Origin of the sequence: Alishewanella agri BL06 (genome assembly GCF_000272005.1) — a bacterium.
Classification (GTDB): domain Bacteria; phylum Pseudomonadota; class Gammaproteobacteria; order Enterobacterales; family Alteromonadaceae; genus Alishewanella; species Alishewanella agri.
Genome location: NZ_AKKU01000011.1, coordinates 411,025 through 430,399 on the forward strand (window position 1 = coordinate 411,025; position 19,375 = coordinate 430,399).

A 19,375-nucleotide genomic window follows, 5' to 3' on the forward strand; every position below is an offset into this window, starting at 1 on the left:
CTCAGGCTTTAACTTTCCAGCTATTCACATAGTCCGGATTTTCGGTAGCCAGGGCCGCCTCCCCAACTTCCAATGCATCCCGTGTATCCAGCATCACTGCGACTTCATCGGTAAACTTTTTCCGGTACTCTAACCCCGCCTGAAAGGCTTTCGGATGCGGGCCATGGGTAAAACCGGCCGGATGGAAGGTGACCATGCCTTTTTCGATATTATCGCGGCTGAAGAAATCACCGGCATGATAGAACAGCACTTCATCGTAATCGTCATTATTATGATAGAACGGCACCTTTAACGCGCCCGGGTCGCTTTCAATTGGCCGGGGTACAAAGGTACAGACCACAAAGCGCTGCGCGACAAAAGTCGTATGAGCTGATGGCGGTAAATGATAGCGGTGGCTCATTAAGGGCCGAATATCGCGCCAGTTAATGCGCATCACGGCTAAATCACCATGCCAGCCAATCGCATCCAGTGGATTATAGGGGTAAGTAATCACTGACACCTGGCCATGGCGTTTTACCTCAACCTGCCAGCTTTCCTCACTGTACTGAGCTTTAAAGGCAGCATCGATTTTCGGGGTGTCCAGCATCGCCGGATCAAAGATCGCATGATTGCCAACCAGACCTTTTTCCGGCAGCTGATAGCTGTCGTTAGTGGCTTCAATCAATACCACATGCAATGGCTCCAGCGGCTCTAACCGCCACATGGTGGAACGTGGAATGACCACATAGTCGCCATCGCGCAAGGTCAGATGACCATAATCGCAAAACAGCTCGGCACTGCCCTCATGGATAAACAATAATTCATCACCGTCAGCATTACGCACCAGCCGCGTCATCTTATCGCTCAAGCGCCAGGTGCGGAATTTACAATGCGCATTATGCAGCAGTAAAGGCACTGCCCAGGGTGAGTCGGTACTCACTTCCAGGTTGTTAAAATCAAACAAGCGGGGGCGTAATGGCCCCTGCCAGTCACTCCAACCGGTTGGCGCATGTCGATGATGGAAATGCGTAGCCGGACCGAAAAAGCCACTACGACCGGTTTCCCGCTCGTAAATCGCCTGCTCGGGAAAATCGGCATGCGCCTGACGTGATACATCACCTTCTTTTAATGGAAAGGACGCCCATTTACGCATTGCTTAGCACTCCGCGCTGGATCTGATCTTCTTCAATCGACTCGAACAAAGCTTTAAAGTTACCCTCGCCAAAGCCTTCGTTGCCTTTACGCTGAATAATCTCGAAAAACACCGGGCCAATGACCGTCTTGGTAAAGATCTGCAACAAAATACCGTCTTTCATCGGTGCGCCGTCAATCAAAATGCGCAGTTCTTTTAACTGCTCCAGATCTTCGGTATGGCCTTCAACCCGCTCATTGACCTTGGCATAGTAGGTATCCGGCGTTGGCATAAAGTCCATGCCGCGCTCACGTAAAGTACGCACCGTCTGATAGATATCGTCGGTGGTCAGGGCGATATGCTGAATGCCCTCGCCTTTGTATTCGCGGATAAATTCTTCAATCTGTGACTTATCATCAGAGGATTCGTTAATTGGAATGCGGATCTTGCCACAAGGTGCGGTCATCGCCCGAGATACCAGGCCGGTCAGCTTGCCTTCAATATCAAAGTAACGGATTTCACGGAAGTTACCGATCTTCTCATAGAAACCGGCCCACAGGTTCATATTGCCGCGCATCACGTTATGCGTTAAGTGGTCCAGCACCTCCAGACCCACGCCATGCTTGGCCATCTCGACCTGCCAGTTATCATAATATTTGAAGTCAATATCATAGACTGAGCTGGCACCATAGCGATCAACAAAGTACAGCAAGCTACTGCCGATGCCATACACGGCCGGAATATTCAGCTCCATCGGGCCAATCTGATTTTTATATTCTTTGGCACCGTTAGCTAAAGCATGTTTCAGTGCCGCCGCCGCATCTTTTACCCGGAACGCCATAGCACAGACTGACGGGCCGTGTTTACGGGCGAATTCTTCCGCCTGTGAATTCGGTTCGGCATTGATAATAAAATTGATATCGCCCTGCTTATACAACCAGGCTTCTTTCGAGCGATGTTTCGCCACTTCAGTAAAACCGAGTGAACTGAATAAGTCTTTTAGCTTCTGAATACCCCCGGCATCGGCTGCGGTATATTCCACAAATTCAAAACCATCGGTACCCAGCGGATTAATCATATCGGTCATGTGTCTACTCCTGTCTTTTATTTATGGCGCCAAGCGCTTGAGCGCTATCATGCGGTAGCGCCAGAAAAAAGGAAGAGGCGGCATTATTGTTGCGATATCAGGCGCTGACCTGACAAGTGTAAAATTAGTGATACAGTGGCTAATTTAGCGGCAGCGACATGAATGGAAAGGCCGCCACTGCGCAGCGGCGGCCAAAATAGCGTATAGAAGTCAGCACAAAGCGTAATTAAATTTTTACAGTCTTCCGGCTAATACCATAATCCCGCAGTTTATTCGCCACCGCGGTATGGCTTAAACCGAGCTTTTTCGCCAGCTGCCGTGAGCTGGGGTAAGCCGGAAACAGCTTACGTAGTAAATTGGCCTCAAACCGTTTTACCGCCTCATCCAGGGTGCCATCAAAATCCTGCTCCAGGTAACCAAAGTCATTGGTATAGCTTGGCAACTGCAGATGTTGCTTTTCCAGCTCATTACCATCCAGCAGAGTAACGGCCCGATACAACGCGTTTTCCAGCTGCCGCACATTGCCCGGCCACGGATACTGCTGCAAAAACTGGCTGCAATTATCGGTCAGTTTCGGCGCTTTACGCCCCAGTCGTGCCGCGTAACGGGCAATAAAGAACTCTGCCAGCGGCAGCACATCCTGTTTGCGCTCACGTAGCGGCGGTATGCTTAGCGTCAGCACATTCAGACGGTAGAACAAATCTTCACGGAATTTACCCTCCTGCACCATCGCCGGTAAATCTTTCTGGGTAGTACAGATCACCCGCACATCGACCCGCACTTCTTTTTCTTCTGCCACCCGGCGGAAACTGCCATCCTGCAAAAAGCGCAGTAATTTGGTTTGCAGTTGCGGTGACATCTCACCGACTTCATCGAGAAACACCGTGCCGCCATTGGCTTGTTCAAAGATCCCTTTCTTACCCTCAGCCGTGCCGGGGAAGGCATTAGGTCCATAACCAAACAGCTCTGACTCGGCCACATTATCCGGCATCGAGGCACAGGGTACCGTTAAAAAGGGTTTGCCGTTGCGGCCACCGGCGGCATGACAGGCCCGCGCCAACAATTCTTTACCGGTGCCGGTTTCGCCGACGATTAAAATGGGCGCATCAAGCTGCGCCATGCGCCGGGCTTCCCGTACCACCTTGCGCATGGTATTGCTGCTGGCCTGTATACTGTTAAAGCTCTCGGCATCGCCTTTTTTAAAGGCAATCATATGCTGACCGAGCCGGCTTTCCGATTTCAGGTTAATTACCGCCCCGGCTAAAATGTCCTGGCCGGTTTCATCCGGCACCAATACCGGCAAAATATCGGCAATAAAGCGTTTGCCATGAATTTCCAAACGCCGGGTTTGCGCCAGTACATCCTCGCCCTCCAGCCAGCGCTGGAAATTAAAGCCTTTTACCATACCTTGCAGCGATTGACCGACAATGGCGTCATAGCTCACCGACAAGGCTTCTAATGCCGCCTCATTGATCACGGTGACATTGGCTTTCAGGTCAATGGCAATCAAACCATCAGGCAGGGTACGCAGCAGCGTCATCACCTCGTTATGTTCGCGCTCAGACGGCATAAAGGCGGTGGTTTTCACATCCTCCACGCCCTGGATGCGGCGCATCCTGGCCATCAATTCCTGGAACTGCTCAAAATTCACGGTTGGGAAGGAAACGAAGATCTTATTAAGCGACGGGTCAACTTCTATCCCCCGTAAATCGAGCTGATAGCTAACCAGTACATTAAGTACATCTTGCGCCAACCCTAATCGATTTTGACACTGAATTTCTAAACGCATAGCAGCCTTACACCTCTGGCCTGACCGATGCAGCATCATACGGTAAATTAAAGCAGACAGACCAGTTTTTTTGTAAAGAATTATGAACAAAAAAGGACGCACCGGGCGTCCTGTTACAATAAGAAAGTAGGCTTAGGCTGCCAGCAGCGCATCCGTCTTAGCCGCACAAATAAAATCATTCTTGTGCAGGCCTTTGATCGAGTGCGACCACCAGGTTACGGTCAGCTTGCCCCACTCCAGCAGCAGCGCCGGATGATGGCCTTCTGCTTCCGCCATTTCGGCCACTTTATTATGAAAGGCCCAGGCTTGTTTGAAGTTTTTAAATTTGTACTCGCGTTCCAGCTGTAAGATACCGTCACGGACCACAGGCGTCCAATCCGGGATCTGGCGCATTAATTCCGGCAACTCGGCCTCTGATACTTTTGGTGCATCAGCACGGCAGGCTTCACATTTCATTGCAGTTAATTCGGTCATGCTTGGTTTCCTAGCTTGCTTGCTTTTCTTTAGGTGGGAATTTCGGGGCATGTAAACCCAGAGCGCGCGCCTGTTCAACCAGCGCCATCAGATCCAGATGGGCGATATCAAACAGATCATCGATGCGGTTAATCATAAAATAAATCGGCTGCATAATATCGATACGGTACGGTGTACGCAGTACATCCAAGGCATCAAACTGCTTACGCTCTGGCAGCTCGGATTGCAGCGCATAACGGGTTTCACCCGGCGATGACAGAATACCGCCACCGTAAATGCGAAGCCCGTCTGGCGTTTGCAGCAAACCGAACTCAATGGTAAACCAGTACAGTCTGGCCAGATACACCCGATCCTGCTTATTCGCCGCTAAACCCAGCTGACCATAAATATGGGTAAACTCTGCAAAGGCCGGGTTGGTTAACATCGCGCAGTGGCCAAAAATTTCATGGAAAATATCCGGCTCTTGCAGATAGTCGAATTCTTCGCGGCTCCGGATAAAGGTCGCTACCGGAAATTGCTTATTGGCCAGCAACTCAAAAAAGCGATCAAAGCTAATCAATGCCGGCACCTCAGCGCATTCCCAGCCAGTGGTTGCACGCAATACCTTACTGACTTCCTCCAATTGCGGAATGCGATCAGTGGGTAAATTCAGGCGTTGCAGCCCCGCCATATATTCATCACAGGCTTTACCTTCGATCACACCCAACTGCCGGGTGATCAACTCGTGCCAAATCTGATTTTCTTCGTCACTCCAATGGATAATGCCGTTGGCATCCGATTGGCGCGACACATATTTACTGGTCTTAGTCATACACTACCTGTTGTCTTAATCGTTAACAGCACAGGGCTGCTGGCTCAGTATTTTGATATTTTTTAAAAGGGAGCCGATGCAGCGGATACTAGACGATAGTGGCGACGGTGTTAATCTTTGGTCCCGGAAAAAGCCACGGCTAAAGTGTAACAAAAGCATTACACCCTAATCGCTTTTCACGGTGATGACGGGGGCAATGCTGCCCCGCAGGACTAAGCGTGCTGACTTGCTGCCAACCAGTGGTTAACGGCAGTCAGTAATTCATCGGGGTGAAACTTGGCAATAAATTGATCGGCGCCGACTTTTTTCACCATCGCCTCGTTGAACACACCGCTTAACGAAGAGTGCAAAATAATATGGATCGGACGCAGTGCCGGCTCAGCTTTAATTTCTGCGGCCAGCGTATAACCATCCATCCGTGGCATTTCTATGTCTGAAATCAACAGCGGTACGCGCTGCGTCATTGTCTCGCCCCATTCTTTGGCTTTATTCCTTAACCAATCCAGCGCTTCCTGACCATCCTTAACCAACTCGGATTTAACCTGAATACTGTCCAGCGCTCTTTTGATCTGATTACGCGCGACAGCGGAGTCGTCCGCTACCAGTACCAGGATTTTATCCAAGGCTAAACCCTGCGATTTGGCCTTGGTATCATCACTAACCTCTTCATCAACGGGCATAATTTCAGCATAAACTTTCTCAACATCAATAATTTGCACCAGTTTATTTTCTATCTCAGTAACCGCAGTCAGATAATGTGATTTACCAGCACCTTGTGGTGGCGGTTTAATTTGCTCCCAGGTCATGTTCACGATCTTATCGACACTGGAGACCAGAAATCCCTGCACACTGCGGTTGTACTCGGTAACAATCACAAAGGCATTTTCGGTTTTACCTATGCCCTTGCCGGTGGTCGCTTCGGCTAAGTCCAGCACCATCACCGGTTCACCCCGCAAATGCGCAATACCTTTAACACAGGGATGCGAGCCAGGCATTTCAGTCAACTGTGGGCACTGAATGACCTCTCGTACTTTAAAGACATTAATTCCGAAAGGCTGCGGGCCATTGAGCCGGAACAGTAACAACTCGAAACGATTCTGCCCGGCCAGATTGGTACGCTGATTTACCGCATTCAGCAAATTGCTCATCGATATTTCCCTGCAATAACTTGATACTCATGTTAGTTATAGCAGCTTTCCGGTTCCTGTTTTGGATTTAGCGCAAGCTTTGGCTTAACTTTTGTGCTTTGTTGCGTTAATGGTGCCAGTGCCTGTTCCAAATCGGCCAAAATATCATCAACATGCTCCAGGCCAACAGAGATCCGGATCAGTCCATCACTGATCCCGGCGGCGGCCCGCTCTTCTGCAGTATAAGGACTATGAGTCATCGAGGCCGGATGCTGAATTAACGATTCAGCATCGCCCAGACTGACCGCCAGGCTGAGCAAACGGCAACGATTGATCATCTCCCGGCTTTGCTCCAGGCTGGCGTTGAGCTCAAACGCCAGCACGCCACCTGCGGCCTGCATCTGGTTGCCAAGGAAGCGGTAACCAGGATGACAAGGCAGGCCCGGATAATGCACCACAGCCACTGCCGGGTGCGCCGCCAGATATTCGGCGACCTTTTGCGCATTACTGCAATGCCGCTCTAACCGTACCGATAAGGTTTTTAAACCACGGATAATCAGCCAGGCATCGTGTGGGCTGATAGTAGCGCCCATATCTTTTAGCGTGGTCAGTTTGATGGTGCGGATTTTTTCTTCATCCGAGACAATAATGCCGGCCACCACATCTCCATGACCGTTCAGATATTTGGTCGCGCTGTGGATAATAATATCAGCGCCAAATTTCGCCGGCTGCTGTAACAGTGGCGTCAGGAAGGTATTATCAATCACCGACAGGATATTATGTTGCCGGCACAGACCACATAAGAAAGCCAGATCCAATACCACCAAATGCGGGTTAATCGGCGTTTCGGCAAACAGCATTTTGGTATTAGGCTTAATGGCGGCAATCACAGCCGCATGGTCGGTCATATCAACAAAACTGACTTCAATACCATAGCGGGCAAACTGATGGCTAAATAACGCAAAGCTGCAGCCATAGATGGCTTTACTGGCAATCAGGTGATCGCCCTGTTGTAAAAACGCCAGTGTCGCGGCTGCCACGGCGCCCATACCGGTCGCCGTCGCTGCAGCATCTGCCATGCCCTCCAGTGCTGCCACTTTAAGCTCCAGCTCGCGGGTAGTCGGGTTACCTAAGCGGGTATAAATATAACCGTCCTGCTCGCCGGCGAAACGGGCTGCGCCCTGCTCGGCATTGTCAAACACAAAGGTCGAGGTTTGGTAAATCGGTGTACTGAGTGCGCCATACGGCTGTTTGGTTTTGCCGGCATGGATACACAGGGTTTCAGCATGTTTATTATTATTTTTCATAAGGGTGTTCTGCTAATGACTGCAACTTTGTTCAGCATTAACAGAAAACGCTAAAATGGGAAGCAAGCCAGACGGCTTGCTGTCTGAAGTATTAAAAACTCTGACCAGTCGCTGCTGTCAGCTTTTGTTGGCAGTCGGCTCAGCCGGGCTAAAACGTTGTACTAACGCCGCCGCCAATTGCCCTGGTTGGACTTTTGCGGTCTGTTGTAAGGGCAAGGGTCTTAACTGTTGCTGTGCCAGCGTGCCCAAACGCGCCACCAGTAAACCTGCGACCACACCCTGCCCGGCGCGGGCTGATAATTTTGCGGTCAGTTCACTACTTAGCACATCGGCCGCCAAGTCTAACGCCAGCTCTGAGCTACCCGCCCACAGCAATGCCGCCAGTGCGCGTTTTAACAGCGCCAGACTGCGCAACTGCCCAACCGGCGCACCATACAGTAGTGCTAATTGCCGCAGCATCCGGCTACTGCGCCATACCACTAACAGCATATCAGCCAGCGCAAAAGGGCTGACGGCTACTGCCAGACTGCTATCCGTACCGGCGCGCCAGATAATTTGCTGCGCTTGTTTGTCACAGTCCCGCATCACATACTGCTCAAATAACGCCAGCACTTCGGCATCACTGTGTTCAGGTTGCACGGCTTTACGCCAGTTTTCGGTCGCCGTATTGTGTTCAGTAGTTTGCGGCATCGCCAGCAGAATGGCTTCACACAGCGCCATGGCTTCACCGTATTGCAAAGTATTGCGGATCCGCTCGGCCTGTTGCTGCCATTGTTGATTACGTTGTAAACGGCGCCATAACCGCCATTCGCGCCAGGCTACTCCACCCAGCATACCGGCAACTAAAATACTAAAAGCGCTAACCAAAGCGCCGCTAAACCAACCTTGCTGCCAGCTTTGTTGCAGCCACTCCAGCCATTGCCACAAAGCCAGCACCAGCAATAAACCGAGCGCCAGTAATGCCACCAGCAACAAGCGACTGCGCGGTGCAGCAGCTTCAGCAGAAGGCGCGATATTTTCCGTCAACAGCTGCCCGGCACTGAATTGTTGTGGCATTTTTGGTAAATCCGGCTCAGGCTGTGTGGTCTGCGCAAAATGTTGCGCCGGCTTAAGTTCACTCATAGCAATTTGTCTCCCAGCAGGAATTCCAGCGCATGGTCCATCCGCACATGAGGTAAAGGTTGTTCCGGATTGTTGTCTGTCGGCAAAAAGGCCGGAAACTGAAATTGATGGCGCGCGAACAGCTCCGCGGTTGGTAACTCAGCGGGAACTTCGCCTGGAAATAAGGTCTGCGTTGTAGCAGTGTGCAGGTCCCGCCCGCTCAGTACCGCCTGGCGCTGCCCCTGATGCTCAACAAAGCCACTTTTGCTGGCTCGGATCGCCGCCAGCGCCATGGCTTCGCTTTTCGCGCTGGCGTACTGGCTTTGTTTTATTGGTTGTCGCAGCAGTTGTTGTAGCAGTAAAGTCAGGGCTTTATGCTGTTCCGGCGTAACATGATCGGCTTTGCTGGCGGCAAACAGCACTTTGCTGATTTGCGGTTTAAACAAGCGGTGTAACAGGCTGGCCGGGCCATAACGAAAGCTTTGCATAATCAAGCCTAATGCCTGTTGCAACTCCCGTACTGCGGCATAACCGGCATTGAGCGCTGCTAAACCATCAACCAACACCACTTGCCGATCTAACGCTGAGAAATGCTGCCGGTAGAAGGGCTTTATCACGTAGTCACAGTAGGTTTGATAATGTTGACTCAGGCGACTGGCCAGCGCTGAGGTCTGCTCCAGCTGCTCAGGTAATAGCGGTAATAATTGCAGCATAGGGGCGCCGGCGAGTTCTCCCGGTACCAATAAGCGTCCGGGCTGCTGCAAATAACAACCGGCTTGCTGGCTAAAGCTAAGTAATAGCTGGCGATAGCCATCGGTCAGGCGCTGCAGCTGCAGCTCTGAAACATCGTTTAAATCCGTGGTCTGTAACAACTCAGCAAAGGGTTGGCTCAGCGTCTGACGATGAGGCTGGCGAAACAGCTGCCAGCAAAAGGCCGACCATTGTTGGTAGCTTTGCTGTAACATCGGCAAATCCAGTAACCATTCCCCCGGATAATCAATAATTTCCAGTTGAAGTTCACTGTGTTGCTGCAGGCGGGAACGGATAGCACCGGTAGGCCGGTACCGCAATGTCAGATTTAACTGGCTCCAACCCGTGGTAGACGGCGGCCATTGCGCCGGTTGTCCAGCCAAATATTGTAAATTCTGTTCATATGGAAAACGCGGTATCGCCATGGGCTGATTCTGCGCCAGCCGGCCGCCAAGGTAACGGCCTTGCTGTAATACACTGAAAAACGGTAGATGTTGCGCCTGGTCACCTTGTGTTAGCTGGTGTACCAGCGAGGTAATAAAGGCAGTTTTGCCGGCGCCACTGAGGCCTGTTACACCCACTCTCAAGTGGCGATCCAGGGTGCGATTGCCCCACTGCCGGCCATGATACTGAATACTGCCTAACCAACTCATCGCTATCGAATACTCCGGAATTACAGGTTGTTAAACTCGCGGTTTAACTGAAAGCGGCTGGAGGTAACATGGCGCTCCATATCGCGCAGCTTTAATTCCATACTGTTAAACTGGTGACTCAGATGCTGCAATGCCTGCCGCGGTGATTCACCCCGTTGCCAGACCCGGGTTTTTAACTCTACCGGCCGATCCGCCAGACTGGCAGCTTGCTCGCTAGCTGTGCCGGCGAAGGCCGTTTTCGACTTTTTTTCCAATACCACCCAGGCGGCAATATAAAGTACCAGCACGATACCGCCACCACCGAGGAAGAATGCTGACACGGTAATAATTCTTACCAGCCACAGTTCCCAACCAAAGTAGTCGGCAATCCCCGCACAGACGCCGGCAATTTTGCCATTCTCGTCATCACGTAACAGTTCACGTTTTTTACTGGTCATGCTGATTCCTCCATCTTGGACTTTCAGCGTCCAGAATGGCTTCCAGCGTTTTAATCCGCTCTGCCATCTTTTCGGCTCTGACCGTCAGTTCGTTTAACTGGTTCAGTTCGCCATCGCTGAGTCCTTGTTTGATCTTATTCTTACTGCGATAGTGCATAATCACCCACAGTGGTGCCACGAAGATCATAAACAGGATCAGCGGCACAAAAATAATCTCATGAATATCCATTGGTTAATCCTTCAAAAGAGACGCCTGAAATCAGGCGTCTTTATTCTGCATTTTGGCTTTTAATTCAGCCAGTTCCTGGTCAATCTTATCCTGTGCAGCCAGTTCTGCAAATTCATCTTTCAGCGACTTTTTGCCAAGATCATAAGCTTCAACCTGCGCTTCCAGCGTATCAATTTTTTGCTCATAACGCTCAAATTTGTACATCGCATCATTGATCTTGTTGCTATCCAGCGTTTTCTTTACTTCCAAACGGTTAGCCACAGTTTGCCGGCGCATCAGCATGCTCTTCTGCCGTGCTTTGGCGTCGGCCAGCTTTTCCTGCAGCTGCGTGACTTCATCCTGTAACTTGCTGATATGCTCGTCCAGATTCGCAATATCCCGCGCCACGGTTTCTGCTTGTTCAGCCGCTTTTTGGCGTTCAATCAGTGCTGAACGCGCCAGATCGTCACGCTCCTTGGACAACGCCAGCTCGGCTTTAGCCTGCCAGTCAGTGGCTTCTTCCTGTAACCGGGTGATTAAACGTTGCAACTCTTTTTTCTCGGCAATAGTTTTTGCCGAAGAAGACCGGACTTCAACTAACGTATCTTCCATTTCCTGAATAATCAGGCGCACCATTTTTTCCGGATCTTCTGCTTTATCCAATAAAGCATTGATGTTGGAATTCACGATATCGGAGAAGCGTGAAAAAATACCCATAATAATACCCTCTGTTTAATGATGACTAACATCGACACCTTTAGTTATTCAGGATCCTTGCCAACTTGCCAAAGTGAATTAACATCATGAAAAATAATATATTATTTTTATTTTAAATTGTACTGTCACTGGCGGGCGTTATGAAATACACTATTTATTAGTAATTTTCGCTAACTTGTGGTTTCTGATGAATAGAAAGTTCCAACAAGACAACCTGCTGGGGCAGGCCAACAGCTTTTTAAATGTGCTGGACCAGGTTTCTCAACTCGCGCCGCTGGATAAACCGGTACTGATTATCGGCGAACGCGGCACCGGTAAAGAGTTAATTGCCGCCCGCCTGCATTTCTTGTCACAGCGCTGGGACCAGCAATATCTTACGCTAAACTGCGCTGCCTTAAACGAAAACCTGCTGGAGAGCGAGTTATTCGGTCATGAGGCTGGTGCTTTTACCGGCGCCAGTAAACGCCATGAAGGCCGTTTCGAGCGGGCCAATGGTGGCACGCTGTTTTTGGATGAGTTGGCCAATACGCCAGCAATGGTGCAGGAAAAACTGCTGAGAGTTATCGAATATGGTGAATTTGAACGGGTTGGTGGCAGCCGGCCGGTTCGGGTTGACGTGCGTCTGGTCTGCGCAACTAATGAAGATTTACCTTCAATGGCGGAGCAAGGGGAATTCCGGGCTGACTTACTCGATCGCCTGGCTTTTGATGTGATCACTTTGCCGCCGATGCGCGAACGGCGTGAAGATATTCTGCTGTTGGCTGAACACTTTGCCATTAACATGGCACGCGAGCTCGGGTTAGAGCTGTTTAGCGGCTTTAGTGAAAAAGCGAAGAAAACCTTACTCGATTACGACTGGCCCGGTAATGTCCGTGAACTGAAAAATGTGGTGGAACGAGCTGTCTACCGGAACAACAATGGTTATGTCCCGGTACATCATATCCAATTGGATCCTTTTGAATCGGCGTATCGGCCGCGGCAACGGATTAAAGCCCCGACTAGTAGTGCGCCCTTACTTACACCCGCTACTACCGCGGCAAGCCAAACGGTAGCGCCAACCAGCAACGTCGCAATACAGCCAGCTGAACCGGACTTAAGTACTGCAGTGGATTTTAAAACGCTGTCACAAGACTTTGAAATGCGCCTGATCAAACAGGCCCTGGCCGCCAGCCAGTATAATCAGAAAAAAACCGCTGAACTGCTTAATCTAACCTATCATCAACTGAGAGGTTACATGAAAAAGTACCAACTATTGGACAGCCAGCAGTGATCAAATATTGTTTGTCAGCCGCCATGCTGGCCTTAGGTTTAGCCGGCTGTTCAGCCGAACAACAAGATCTGCGGGCCGATGGCCTGGTGTACTGCGCAGAAGGCGCCCCAGAGCATTTTAATCCGCAGCGGGTTACCTCGGGCACTACCATCGATATTATTAGTCAGCAGTTATATGATCGCTTGCTGGATATTGACGCAGCCAGCGGTGAGTTGCGCCCCGCTCTGGCCAAAGGCTGGCAAAGCTCAGCTGATGGCCTGGTGTATGAATTTGACCTGCGCCACGATGTGCAGTGGCATCAAACCGACTATTTTCAACCCAGCCGGGTGCTCAATGCCGAAGATGTGGTCTTTACTTTTAATCGGATTATGGATCCAGAGCATCCATTCCATTTTATCGGCGGCGGTATCTATCCCTATTTTCAGAGCGTTGACTGGGCGTCCCTGGTTAAACAAGTTAGCGCACCTGAACCATATCGGGTCAGATTTGAATTAAGCCGGCCCGATAGCTCATTTTTATCCAACCTGGCAACCGATTTTGCTGCCATCCTGTCAGCAGAATACGCGGCGCAATTATTGGCCGCCAATGCGCCACAACTGTTGGACAGCCAGCCCATTGGCAGCGGCCCCTTTATTTTCCGCGAATATCAAAAAGACGTCTTAGTCCGCTTTTATCAGCATCCGCACTATTGGCGCGGTCCGGCGGCAATGCAGCAACTGGTGTTTGATATTGTGCCAAACAATGCCCGGCGCATGGCCAAACTGCTGACACACGAATGTGATGTGATTGCCTATCCCCGCTTAGCTGAGCTGGCTCTGGTTACTGAACGACCAGATGTCAAAGTGCAGGAAAGCACCAGCATGAACGTCGGGTTTTGGGCGTTTAATACCCAGCGCCCGCCGTTTAATCAGGTTAAAGTCAGACAAGCGCTGGCGCTGGCGATTAATCAGCGGGCAATTTTGCAAGCGGTTTACTTTAATCAGGCAACCGCCGCGCGTTCAGTACTACCGCCCACCTCCTGGGCATTTAACCAACAGCTGGCCACGCCGGAATACAACCCGCAGGCAGCGAAAGCCTTACTGGCTGAAGCCGGCCTGGCGAGTGGCTTTAATATGACAATTTGGGCAATGCCGGTACAACGGCTTTATAACCCCAATGCACTGAAAATGGCCGAACTGATCCAGGCCGATTTAGCTCAGATCGGGGTTAACGCGACCATCGTCAGTTATGAGTGGAATACGTTTCGTCGTAAGCTGACTGAAGGAGAGCATGACTCAGTGTTGATTGGCTGGGCTGCAGATAATGCCGATCCGGATAACTTCTTTCGCCCTCTGCTCAGCTGCGCCGCACTGGAGAGTGGCAGCAACAGAGCGCAATGGTGTGATCCGGTATTTGACCGTATTCTCAATCAAGCTTTACTCACTGATGATCAACTGCAAAGACGCAGTTTTTATCTGGCGGCGCAGCAATATTTACAAACAGAAATGCCGCTGGTGGCGCTGGCTCATTCACAACGGATCCAGGCAATTAACAGCCAGATCGAGGGGGTGACCATTAACCCCTACGGTGGCATCGCCTTATTCAGTGCCAGGCGGGTCCAGCCATGATTAATTTTTTACTCCGGCGGCTGTTTTTACTTGGTACTGTGCTGTTTGGCTTAAGCTTACTGGCATTTAGCCTCGGCTATCTGTTCCCCGGCGATCCATTACAAAACTTCAGCGGCATCCGCCAGCTTGAACCGCAACTGCGCGCCGAGCTTACTGCGGCCTACCGCCTGGATCACTCTTATCTGAGTCAATACCTGGCCTTTCTGAACCGCTTATGGCACGGTGATTGGGGACTGTCATTGGCCAGCCAGCAGCCACTGCTTAGCGAAATCCGCCAAGTCTTACCCGCTACCATTGAGCTTACCAGTTATGCGCTGTTGGTGTCTTTTCTGTTCGGCGTCCCCCTCGGCATCCTGGCGGCGATTAAACCAGAGGGTTACCTGGGTAAGATCATTAATACCATTACCGTTGCCGGCTATTCATTACCGGTATTCTGGTGGGCATTGTTGCTGATTATGGTGTTTTCAGTTGGCCTCGGCTGGTTTCCATCTGGTGGCCGGCTTGGCGTGCTCTATGAAATTCCAACCGTGTCCGGTTTTATGCTGGTCGATATTTTTCTGGCCGAAACACCTTATCAACAAGCGATCTTTCTTGATGCGCTGCGCCATCTGGCGTTACCCACAGTGGTACTGGCGACCTTTCCCACCACGGTGATGATTCGCTTTGTGCGTGACGCGATGCTGGAAGTGTGGGAGCAAAACTATATTAAAACGGCCAAAGCCAAAGGATTAAGCCGGCTACAGGTACTTTACCGGCATGGCCTGCGTAATGCACTGTTACCGGTAATCCGTCAAATAGGTTTACAATTCAGCGCGCTGATTACACTGGCTATGCTGACAGAAGTGATTTTTTCCTGGCCGGGTATTGGCCGCTGGTTACTGGATAGTATTTATCAACGCAACTTTCCGGCGATTCAGGCTGGCTTGATGATTATTTCGGTACTGGTGATTACGGTTAATATGCTGACAGAAATTTTGCATACTTTTTTCAACCCTCTGGCCAGGAAACGCTAAGATGCGCAAGTTCCGGCTGTACTTTGAAGAGCAACATCGCTCCCCGCTGGCACAATTGTGGCGTGAGTTTGCCCGTCAACACAGTGCGCTGTTTGGTTTAGCATTATTTAGCAGTTTTTTACTGTTAAGTCTGGTCGCGCCCTTTATTACCCCGCATGATCCATACCTGCAAGCAGATAACCTGCTGTTGTTACCGCCATCCTGGTCAGAACAAGGTTTAGTGCAATATCCATTTGGTACTGACGATCTGGGCCGGGATCTGCTATCCAGACTGCTTAAAGGCACCACCTTTACCTTTGGTCTGGCACTAGTGACGGTGATAGGTGCTTTGCTGGCCGGTTTGGCACTGGGTGCGCTGGCTGGTATGAGCCAAGGTATGAAATCGAGTTTTTTTAATCATTTACTTGATCTTATTCTGACCATCCCATCGTTGTTACTGGCCATTATTATTGTTGCGGTACTCGGCCCGGGTTTGGCAAACACCGCCTGGGCGGTCAGCCTGGCTTTGCTGCCACAATTTGTGCATGGTATTCGTAACGCCATCAATGAACAGCTGAAAAAGGACTATGTTACCGCTTACCGGTTGGATGGTGCCAACAACTGGCAAGTATTAACCCGGCTAATTATTCCCAATATCTGGGAGAAAATTATTGTAATGAGCAGTATGGCGCTATCCACCGCCATTCTGGATATCGCGGCTTTGGGTTTCCTGAGTTTGGGTGCGCAGGCCCCCATCCCGGAATGGGGAGCTATGATCAGCGACTCACTGGATTTAATTTATTTAGCCCCGGCTAGTGTCGCCATCCCAGGTTTATTAATTTTTGCAGCCGTGCTATCGGTTAATCTGGTGGGTGACGGTCTGAAAACGGCGATGCAACGCCGACGGGAGAGCTAATGCTGTTGCTCGATATTAAAAATCTGACCATTGAACTGGAGACGCCGGATGGCTTAATTCGTGCTGTTGACCGGGTGAGTCTGAGTTTAAAAGAAGGCGAAACCCGCGGTCTGGTTGGCGAATCCGGTTCGGGTAAAAGCTTAATTGCCAAGGCCATTGTTGGCGTACTTAATCGGCGCTGGCGGATCCATGCCGACCGTTTCAGCTGGCTGGGACAAGACTTACTAAGACTTTCCAGCGAACAACGACGTAAAATTATTGGCCGTGACATTGCGATGATCTACCAGGAGCCGAGTCGTAGCCTGGATCCGACAGCCGCTATCGCCGACCAGTTAGAGGAAGCCATACCCAGTGAACTGCTGGAAGGCAGTTGGTGGCAGCGACCTTTCTTACGTCGAAAAAGAGCCATTGCCCTGCTCCACAAAGTTGGGATCCGTGACCATAAAGCGATTTTGCAAAGTTATCCGTTTCAGCTTTCAGAGGGACTATGCCAAAAAGTGATGATTGCCATGGCCATCGCGAAAAATCCCAAACTACTGATCGCCGATGAACCCACTACCGCGCTGGAAAGTACAACTCAGGCGCAATTATTTCGCTTGCTGGCCAGTTTTAACCAGCTTAGAGGCATGTCGGTACTGTTGATTAGTCACGAACTGGAAAGTGTTGCCCGCTACACTCAGAATCTGAGTGTGTTGTACTGCGGGCAATTAGTAGAAAGTGGCGAGACCAGCAATATTCTGAGCCAACCTTTCCATCCTTATACCGATGCTTTAGTAAAAAGTGTGCCGGAGTTTCAGCCTGAGTTAGCACCCAAAGCGCCACTGTATGCTTTACCCGGTAGTATTCCAACCTTGCAGCATTTGCCTATTGGCTGTCGACTGGGGCCACGCTGTCCGAACGCTCGTAAAGAGTGTGTCAAAACTCCGCTGCAAGAACGGTTGCAAAATCATTTTTATAGCTGCCATTTTCCATTGCAGTACAAGGCCGAAAAATGAATACATTACTGGAAGTGGAACAACTGAGTAAAAGTTACTTTAAACCGCAAGGTTTATTTGGGCGTAAAAAAATTCAGGCGTTACAAAATATCAGCTTTAGTCTCCAAAGCGGTAAAACGCTGGCGATTGTCGGCGAAACCGGTTCGGGTAAAAGCACTCTGGCCAAATTACTGGTCGGCATCGAAAAACCTGATAGCGGCCAAATTCGTCTGGCGGGTCAAGAAATCCAGATCAGCGATTACAAGAAATATAATCATGTGATCCGTTTTATCTTTCAGGATGCCAGCCAATCCCTGAATCCGTTGCAAAAGGTCGGCCAGATGCTGGAAGATGTGTTGCGTTTTAGCACCATTCTGGACCCGGCACAGCGCCAGATCAAGATCCGTCAAACCCTGCGCCAACTGGGTTTGTTAGATGAACACGCTGAATATTATCCACATATGTTTTCTGGTGGCCAACTGCAGCGGGTAGCCCTGGCCAGAGCGCTGATTCTCGATCCGAAATTACTGATCCTGGATCAGGCGTTGTCGGCGTTAGATCCCTCTTTACGGGCACAAATTGTAAATCTATTGTTACACTTACAGCAGCAAAACGGCTTAGCTTACCTGCTGATTACTAATAACTTACAGCTTGTACAACATCTGAGTGATGATATGCTGGTATTAGCTCAGGGGGTAACGACAGACTACGGAGCGACCGCAGATATCTTCCGTAACCCACAGCACGACTATACCCGCAAACTGCTAAGTAGCCTGCTGTAAAATGTGCCTCTGCTATACTCGGTAATAAAATAATAAAATAAGGTCAGACATGCTTGCTTTGGCGTTCTTGGCAGCTCTGGGTGCAGCAATACCCGCTCAGCTTGGCACCAACATTGCCTCTCCCGCAGAAGACAGTGCCGTGTTGCAGGTCGCTTGTATTATGCAACAGCTGGAACAACCCTATAATCTGCTGTCGTTACCCTGGCTTCGCGCACGACAGGAAGTTCGCTTAAACCGGCTGGATGGTTATTTCACTGCCGTTTTACTGCAGGAAATGGAGCCTTTTGGCCAACTGTCAGCACCACTTTATCTGGAAAACTGGTACTGGATTGAGCACCGTTCAACCCTCTCAGTACCTCCGCCGGTGAAGCGTTTGGGTGCCGTACGTGGCAGCCACCAGGCGAAATGGTTCGAAACTATGGATTTAGCCGCCGCGGCCGAGGTTAATACCAGCGAAGAGCTGGTAAAAATGTTAAACCTGAAGCGGGTTGATCGCATCCTGATGGATTTAGAAGTATTTGAACAAACGGCAGCACGTTTGGGGCTGGTAAGACAGGACTTCTCAGTACGTTTTTTCCGCTATGTCCCTTTGGGTGTCTACTTTTCCAGTCAATTCTTGCAACAAAGACCGGGGTTCTTAAGCCGTTTCAATGCGCTGATCCCCAGCTGCAGCCAAACACCTTTTATCTTGTCCGAACGCGAACAGCGTATAGTCTTAGACGCATTTTTGCCGCCAGCATCAGAACTGGCAACACAAGCGCTCATCCAGCAAGCTCTGCAGAGCCAAAATGCCACACCCTGGTCACCAGAGCAGATTTCCCAACATGACCAACGCTGGATTGACGAAGTGAAACAAGGCCAACCACAACTGGCCGAAAGTATGCTACACACAGAATTATCGCAATGGTTAGCGCGGTGGCAACAACAATTCTCCGGTCGCGTTGCAGAAATCATTCTGATGGATGCGCAGGGCCGTAATGTGGCGATTAGTGCCGTCACCTCAGATTACTGGCAAGGCGATGAGATTAAGTATCAGCAAGTGTTTGCGCAGCCAGTCAGTCATCTGCTGGACAGTGTGCGTTTTGATGCGTCCAGCCAGCGCTTTCTGGTGCAGTTAACTGTGCCGGTCAATAATGCGCAGGGAGAGCCACTTGGCGCGTTGACACTTGGGTTGGATGTTGAACTCAGCTTACAGTACTGTCAACGTAATGGTATTAGCCCCGGCTACTGTGTTGATTAGTTCGCAGGACGATGCCCGCTGT

19 protein-coding genes are annotated in these 19,375 nt (G+C 50.4%); 7 read left to right on the forward strand and 12 right to left on the reverse strand.

Annotation, left to right across the window (positions count from 1 at the left end; translation table 11 throughout):
- Position 1 precedes the first annotated feature (1 nt).
- The 12 genes from AGRI_RS06435 to pspA form a co-directional block, all read right to left on the reverse strand.
- Positions 2-1,132, reverse strand: coding sequence for a homogentisate 1,2-dioxygenase (locus AGRI_RS06435; protein ID WP_008984176.1), 1,131 nt, complete (start codon positions 1,130-1,132; stop codon positions 2-4).
- A complete protein-coding gene (gene hppD / locus AGRI_RS06440; protein WP_008984177.1) occupies positions 1,125-2,198 on the reverse strand; it encodes a 4-hydroxyphenylpyruvate dioxygenase in 1,074 nt (357 codons plus the stop codon). Before hppD ends, AGRI_RS06435 begins: the two co-directional genes overlap by 8 nt.
- 226 nt (positions 2,199-2,424) lie before the next feature.
- Positions 2,425-3,987, reverse strand: a complete 1,563-nt coding sequence (gene tyrR / locus AGRI_RS06445) for a transcriptional regulator TyrR (protein ID WP_008984178.1) — start codon at positions 3,985-3,987, stop codon at positions 2,425-2,427.
- 132 nt (positions 3,988-4,119) lie between these two features.
- Entirely contained in the window at positions 4,120-4,461 is a 342-nt protein-coding gene (locus tag AGRI_RS06450; RefSeq protein WP_008607539.1) for a 4a-hydroxytetrahydrobiopterin dehydratase, read from the reverse strand.
- Between the two features lie 10 nt (positions 4,462-4,471).
- Entirely contained in the window at positions 4,472-5,272 is an 801-nt protein-coding gene (phhA, locus tag AGRI_RS06455) for a phenylalanine 4-monooxygenase (protein ID WP_008984179.1), read from the reverse strand.
- 212 nt (positions 5,273-5,484) lie between these two features.
- Entirely contained in the window at positions 5,485-6,420 is a 936-nt protein-coding gene (locus AGRI_RS06460; protein ID WP_008984180.1) for a chemotaxis protein, read from the reverse strand.
- Between the two features lie 32 nt (positions 6,421-6,452).
- A complete protein-coding gene (locus tag AGRI_RS06465; protein ID WP_008984181.1) occupies positions 6,453-7,706 on the reverse strand; it encodes a trans-sulfuration enzyme family protein in 1,254 nt (417 codons plus the stop codon).
- Between the two features lie 117 nt (positions 7,707-7,823).
- On the reverse strand, positions 7,824-8,828 hold the full coding sequence (locus AGRI_RS06470; protein WP_008984182.1) for a TIGR01620 family protein: 1,005 nt from the start codon (positions 8,826-8,828) through the stop codon (positions 7,824-7,826).
- Complete coding sequence (locus AGRI_RS06475) at positions 8,825-10,210, reverse strand: YcjX family GTP-binding protein (protein WP_008984183.1); 1,386 nt, start codon at positions 10,208-10,210, stop codon at positions 8,825-8,827. The genes AGRI_RS06470 and AGRI_RS06475 overlap by 4 nt, the downstream gene beginning before the upstream one ends.
- 20 nt (positions 10,211-10,230) lie before the next feature.
- Entirely contained in the window at positions 10,231-10,647 is a 417-nt protein-coding gene (gene pspC / locus AGRI_RS06480) for an envelope stress response membrane protein PspC (protein WP_008984184.1), read from the reverse strand.
- Positions 10,637-10,876, reverse strand: coding sequence for an envelope stress response membrane protein PspB (gene pspB / locus AGRI_RS06485; RefSeq protein WP_008984185.1), 240 nt, complete (start codon positions 10,874-10,876; stop codon positions 10,637-10,639). The genes pspC and pspB overlap by 11 nt, the downstream gene beginning before the upstream one ends.
- Positions 10,877-10,906: 30 nt before the next feature.
- Positions 10,907-11,572, reverse strand: coding sequence for a phage shock protein PspA (pspA, locus tag AGRI_RS06490; protein ID WP_008984186.1), 666 nt, complete (start codon positions 11,570-11,572; stop codon positions 10,907-10,909).
- Positions 11,573-11,759: 187 nt separating this feature from the next.
- Between pspA and pspF the strand changes: the two genes are divergently transcribed.
- Genes pspF through AGRI_RS06525 form a run of 7 tightly spaced genes read left to right on the forward strand, consistent with a single transcriptional unit; the run spans position 11,760 to position 19,353 of the window.
- Positions 11,760-12,842 (forward strand): phage shock protein operon transcriptional activator, encoded by a 1,083-nt coding sequence (gene pspF, locus AGRI_RS06495; RefSeq protein ID WP_008984187.1) that lies wholly within the window; start codon positions 11,760-11,762, stop codon positions 12,840-12,842.
- A gap of 23 nt (positions 12,843-12,865) precedes the next feature.
- The gene (locus AGRI_RS06500) at positions 12,866-14,449 is read left to right on the forward strand and encodes an ABC transporter substrate-binding protein (RefSeq protein WP_040291546.1); all 1,584 of its coding nucleotides are present in this window, start codon (positions 12,866-12,868) and stop codon (positions 14,447-14,449) included.
- The gene (locus AGRI_RS06505; RefSeq protein WP_008984189.1) at positions 14,446-15,462 is read left to right on the forward strand and encodes an ABC transporter permease; all 1,017 of its coding nucleotides are present in this window, start codon (positions 14,446-14,448) and stop codon (positions 15,460-15,462) included. The genes AGRI_RS06500 and AGRI_RS06505 overlap by 4 nt, the downstream gene beginning before the upstream one ends.
- A 1-nt stretch (position 15,463) precedes the next feature.
- On the forward strand, positions 15,464-16,357 hold the full coding sequence (locus AGRI_RS06510; RefSeq protein WP_008984190.1) for an ABC transporter permease subunit: 894 nt from the start codon (positions 15,464-15,466) through the stop codon (positions 16,355-16,357).
- Positions 16,357-17,352: a peptide ABC transporter ATP-binding protein gene (locus tag AGRI_RS06515; RefSeq protein WP_008984191.1), complete on the forward strand. Its 996-nt coding sequence runs from the start codon at positions 16,357-16,359 to the stop codon at positions 17,350-17,352. The genes AGRI_RS06510 and AGRI_RS06515 overlap by 1 nt, the downstream gene beginning before the upstream one ends.
- Entirely contained in the window at positions 17,349-18,113 is a 765-nt protein-coding gene (locus tag AGRI_RS06520; RefSeq protein ID WP_008984192.1) for an ATP-binding cassette domain-containing protein, read from the forward strand. Before AGRI_RS06515 ends, AGRI_RS06520 begins: the two co-directional genes overlap by 4 nt.
- 49 nt (positions 18,114-18,162) lie before the next feature.
- Complete coding sequence (locus AGRI_RS06525) at positions 18,163-19,353, forward strand: cache domain-containing protein (protein WP_008984193.1); 1,191 nt, start codon at positions 18,163-18,165, stop codon at positions 19,351-19,353.
- Positions 19,354-19,375: the final 22 nt, after the last annotated feature.

What these genes read in the sequence shown, in the direction of transcription:
- AGRI_RS06435 (WP_008984176.1), bottom strand. Translation starts at nt 1,132, where the DNA reads ATGCGTAAATGGGCGTCCTTTCCATTAAAAGAAGGTGATGTATCACGT.
- hppD (WP_008984177.1), bottom strand. Translation starts at nt 2,198, where the DNA reads ATGACCGATATGATTAATCCGCTGGGTACCGATGGTTTTGAATTTGTG.
- tyrR (WP_008984178.1), bottom strand. Translation starts at nt 3,987, where the DNA reads ATGCGTTTAGAAATTCAGTGTCAAAATCGATTAGGGTTGGCGCAAGAT.
- AGRI_RS06450 (WP_008607539.1), bottom strand. Translation starts at nt 4,461, where the DNA reads ATGACCGAATTAACTGCAATGAAATGTGAAGCCTGCCGTGCTGATGCA.
- phhA (WP_008984179.1), bottom strand. Translation starts at nt 5,272, where the DNA reads ATGACTAAGACCAGTAAATATGTGTCGCGCCAATCGGATGCCAACGGC.
- AGRI_RS06460 (WP_008984180.1), bottom strand. Translation starts at nt 6,420, where the DNA reads ATGAGCAATTTGCTGAATGCGGTAAATCAGCGTACCAATCTGGCCGGG.
- AGRI_RS06465 (WP_008984181.1), bottom strand. Translation starts at nt 7,706, where the DNA reads ATGAAAAATAATAATAAACATGCTGAAACCCTGTGTATCCATGCCGGC.
- AGRI_RS06470 (WP_008984182.1), bottom strand. Translation starts at nt 8,828, where the DNA reads ATGAGTGAACTTAAGCCGGCGCAACATTTTGCGCAGACCACACAGCCT.
- AGRI_RS06475 (WP_008984183.1), bottom strand. Translation starts at nt 10,210, where the DNA reads ATGAGTTGGTTAGGCAGTATTCAGTATCATGGCCGGCAGTGGGGCAAT.
- pspC (WP_008984184.1), bottom strand. Translation starts at nt 10,647, where the DNA reads ATGACCAGTAAAAAACGTGAACTGTTACGTGATGACGAGAATGGCAAA.
- pspB (WP_008984185.1), bottom strand. Translation starts at nt 10,876, where the DNA reads ATGGATATTCATGAGATTATTTTTGTGCCGCTGATCCTGTTTATGATC.
- pspA (WP_008984186.1), bottom strand. Translation starts at nt 11,572, where the DNA reads ATGGGTATTTTTTCACGCTTCTCCGATATCGTGAATTCCAACATCAAT.
- pspF (WP_008984187.1), top strand. Translation starts at nt 11,760, where the DNA reads ATGAATAGAAAGTTCCAACAAGACAACCTGCTGGGGCAGGCCAACAGC.
- AGRI_RS06500 (WP_040291546.1), top strand. Translation starts at nt 12,866, where the DNA reads ATGCTGGCCTTAGGTTTAGCCGGCTGTTCAGCCGAACAACAAGATCTG.
- AGRI_RS06505 (WP_008984189.1), top strand. Translation starts at nt 14,446, where the DNA reads ATGATTAATTTTTTACTCCGGCGGCTGTTTTTACTTGGTACTGTGCTG.
- AGRI_RS06510 (WP_008984190.1), top strand. Translation starts at nt 15,464, where the DNA reads ATGCGCAAGTTCCGGCTGTACTTTGAAGAGCAACATCGCTCCCCGCTG.
- AGRI_RS06515 (WP_008984191.1), top strand. Translation starts at nt 16,357, where the DNA reads ATGCTGTTGCTCGATATTAAAAATCTGACCATTGAACTGGAGACGCCG.
- AGRI_RS06520 (WP_008984192.1), top strand. Translation starts at nt 17,349, where the DNA reads ATGAATACATTACTGGAAGTGGAACAACTGAGTAAAAGTTACTTTAAA.
- AGRI_RS06525 (WP_008984193.1), top strand. Translation starts at nt 18,163, where the DNA reads ATGCTTGCTTTGGCGTTCTTGGCAGCTCTGGGTGCAGCAATACCCGCT.